The organism is Mesorhizobium sp. M7A.F.Ca.CA.002.05.1.1, assembly GCF_003998335.1.
Classification (GTDB): domain Bacteria; phylum Pseudomonadota; class Alphaproteobacteria; order Rhizobiales; family Rhizobiaceae; genus Mesorhizobium.
In genome coordinates this window covers 1-2786 of record NZ_RZQI01000761.1, presented here as the reverse complement: position 1 = coordinate 2786, position 2786 = coordinate 1, and the positions used below count along the sequence as shown (strand labels likewise).

Annotated in this window: 3 protein-coding genes; 2 read left to right on the top strand and 1 reads right to left on the bottom strand. The window is 66.7% G+C overall.

Features of this window, described 5'->3' with window-relative positions; all coding sequences use genetic code 11:
• The coding region (locus EN939_RS28005) for an amino acid ABC transporter permease (RefSeq protein ID WP_164751282.1) at nt 1-614 on the top strand (614 nt) is incomplete at its 5' end.
• 26 nt (nt 615-640) lie between these two features.
• Nucleotides 641-1399, top strand: coding sequence for an amino acid ABC transporter ATP-binding protein (locus EN939_RS28000; protein ID WP_127270949.1), 759 nt, complete (start codon nt 641-643; stop codon nt 1397-1399).
• A gap of 7 nt (nt 1400-1406) precedes the next feature.
• Here EN939_RS28000 and arsK read toward each other — a convergent pair whose 3' ends face one another.
• Nucleotides 1407-2648 (bottom strand): arsenite efflux MFS transporter ArsK, encoded by a 1242-nt coding sequence (gene arsK, locus EN939_RS27995; RefSeq protein WP_127270947.1) that lies wholly within the window; start codon nt 2646-2648, stop codon nt 1407-1409.
• Nucleotides 2649-2786: the final 138 nt, after the last annotated feature.

Below are 2786 nucleotides of genomic sequence, written 5' to 3'. Positions count from 1 at the left end.
GCATGACCGTGGTGCTGTCGCTGATCAGCCTGGTGCTCGGCACCCTGCTTGGCTTCGGCCTCGGCATCCTGCGGACCGGCGGCAACCGGCTGATCTCGGGCTTGATCGGGGCCTGGGTCGACCTGATCCGCGGCACGCCGTTCCTGGTGCAGATCTTCCTGATCTTCTTCATCCTGCCTGAGTTCGGCATCGAACTCGATGCCTTCACCGCCGGCATCATCGCGCTGACCAACCTCGCCGCCTGCTTCATCTGCGAGATCGTCGTTGCCGGCATCCGCTCGGTGCCGACAGGTCAGGTCGAGGCGGCGCTGGCGTCCGGCCTGTCGCGCTTGCAGCGCATGCGCCAGGTGGTCCTCCCACAGGCGATGCGCATCGTGCTGCCGCCGCTGGTCGGGCAGTATGTGCTGCTGATCAAGGATTCTTCCGTCGTCTCGGCGATCGGGCTCACCGACCTCACCCGGGTTGGCTGGCTGGTGGTGCAGCGTGTGCCCAACGGCCTGCTGGTCTTCTTCCTCGTCGGCGTCGGCTATTTCATCGTCTGCTATCCGCTGATCATGCTGGCCCGCCGGCTGGAGCAGCGCATGGGCGCGGCGCATGGCGAGGTGCAGTTGTGACTTCCAACCCCAAAGGTCCAGAAAACATGACCAAAACGGGCCTTGCCAAAACCGGCATGATCGACTTTCGCGGCGTCAACAAATGGTTCGGCACGCTCAATGTGCTCAAGGATATCACGCTCAGCGTCGAGCCGCGCGAAGTGGTCGTCGTCTGCGGCCCGAGCGGCTCGGGCAAGAGCACGCTGATCCGCTGCGTCAACGGCCTGGAGGCGATCAAGGACGGCGACCTCGTCGTCGATGGCCAACGCCTGGGCGACCCCGCCACCAACATGACGCAGCTGCGCACCGAGATCGGCTTCGTCTTCCAGTCGTTCAACCTCTACCCGCACAAGACGGCACTCGAAAACGTCACGCTCGCCCCCATCCACGTCCGCAAGATCCCGCGCGCCGAGGCTGAAAAAGCAGGCCGCGAATTGCTGGCCAAGGTTGGCCTCGCCGATAAGGTCGATGCCTATCCCGCACAGCTCTCCGGCGGCCAGCAGCAGCGCGTGGCGATCGCGCGTTGCCTTGGCATGCGACCCAAGATCATGCTGTTCGACGAGCCGACCTCGGCCCTCGATCCCGAGATGATTTCCGAAGTGCTCGACGTCATGGTGGCGGTCGCCGATGAAGGCATGACCATGATGGTGGTGACACACGAGATGGGCTTCGCCCGCAAGGTCGCCCAGCGCGTGGTGTTCATGGACGCCGGCGCCATCGTCGAAAGCGGCACGCCGGACGAGTTCTTCTCACACCCCAGGACCGACCGCAGCCGCGCTTTTCTGAGCAAGATTCTCAGACATTGAGGCGCGGTCAGGCCGCCTCTTCCGGATTGCCGCCAATGGCGAACGCAACCCGGCCGCGGCGCCTCAGCAGCACGATGGCGAGGAAGGCGATGACGCCGCTCGCGGCGACGACCACCAGGACCCACAGGGAATTGGCGACGGATGTCCGCGCCATCATGAAGGCGAGCGCGAACGGCGCGAAGGCCGAGGTGAACTGACGGGCAGCACTTGCCCATCCGAGCCGCGCACCATAGCCCTCGCGGCCGAAGAGTTCGAGCGGCAAGGTGCCGCCGACGATGCTGGTGAGGCCGGAACCGAGGCCGAACAGCAATACGAACACGAAGGCGCCGGGCAGCCATGGCGTCGTCAGGAGCAGTGCGCACAGCCCGGCTGTGACCAGCGACGCGGCGATGACGGCGAGGTGCGTTTGCTGCAGGCGGCCGCCAAACAGCATGTTGATCAGCCGGCTGGCGACCTGCGCCGGCCCGAACAGGGTCGAGACGAAAAGGCCTGCGGTCCCGAGCCCCAGCGCCGCCGTCAGCGGCACCATGTGGATGAGGATCGCCGACAGCACGAAGCCCTCGGTGGCGAACCCCGCCAGCATGAGCAGGAACACGGCCCGGCCACGCCGCGCATCGAGCCGCGTGCCCGCTTCATCGGGGGCGGGCCCGCGCTCTTGCGGCATGACTGTTGCGTGGCGGCGCGACAGGCGCATCAGCCAGGCGTGGATCGGCAGGCAGAGCCCGAGATTGAGTGCGGCGAACAAAAGATAGACCTCGCGCCATGTCAGATGCGCATGCAGCGCCGAAGTCAGTGGCCAGAACAGGGTCGAGGCGAACCCGGCGATGAGCGTCAGGTGGGTGATGCTGCGTTGCGGCCGGGGAACCCCGATCTGCACGATCGCCACGAAGGCGGCGCTGTAGAGGACGAAGCTGGAGGCCAGCTCCATTGCCAGCAATGCCAGGACGAAGGTCACGCGGTCGGGCGCGACGGCGCACAGCGCCAGCGCCACGGCTGCCGCCACCGAGCCGACGGTCATTATGCGCCCGGCGCCGAAGCGGTCGGCCCACCGCCCGGCAGTCGGCGCGAACAGGCTGCCGGCAAAGAGCGAGGCCGACAGCGCGCCGAATACCCAGCCTTCCGTGAGCCCGAACTCCCCAGCCATTGCCGGCGCGAGGATCGAGAAGCTGTAATAGAGCGTGCCGTAGCCGATGATCTGGGTCAGTCCAAGCGCCCAGATTGCCTTGCGCAGGACAGATCGTTCAGGCATCGACGCCGGCCGCCATATTCTCTCGCGTCTCGGTGGCTGGCGCGGTTGCGCAGCCGCAACCCGATGCGCCGGTTGCCTTGGCGTCCGCATCCCTGACGCAGCAGGCATCGACAGCGGCGGGCGCGGGCCCGCCACAGC

What these genes read in the sequence shown, in the direction of transcription:
- EN939_RS28000 (WP_127270949.1), top strand. Translation starts at nt 641, where the DNA reads ATGACCAAAACGGGCCTTGCCAAAACCGGCATGATCGACTTTCGCGGC.
- arsK (WP_127270947.1), bottom strand. Translation starts at nt 2,648, where the DNA reads ATGCCTGAACGATCTGTCCTGCGCAAGGCAATCTGGGCGCTTGGACTG.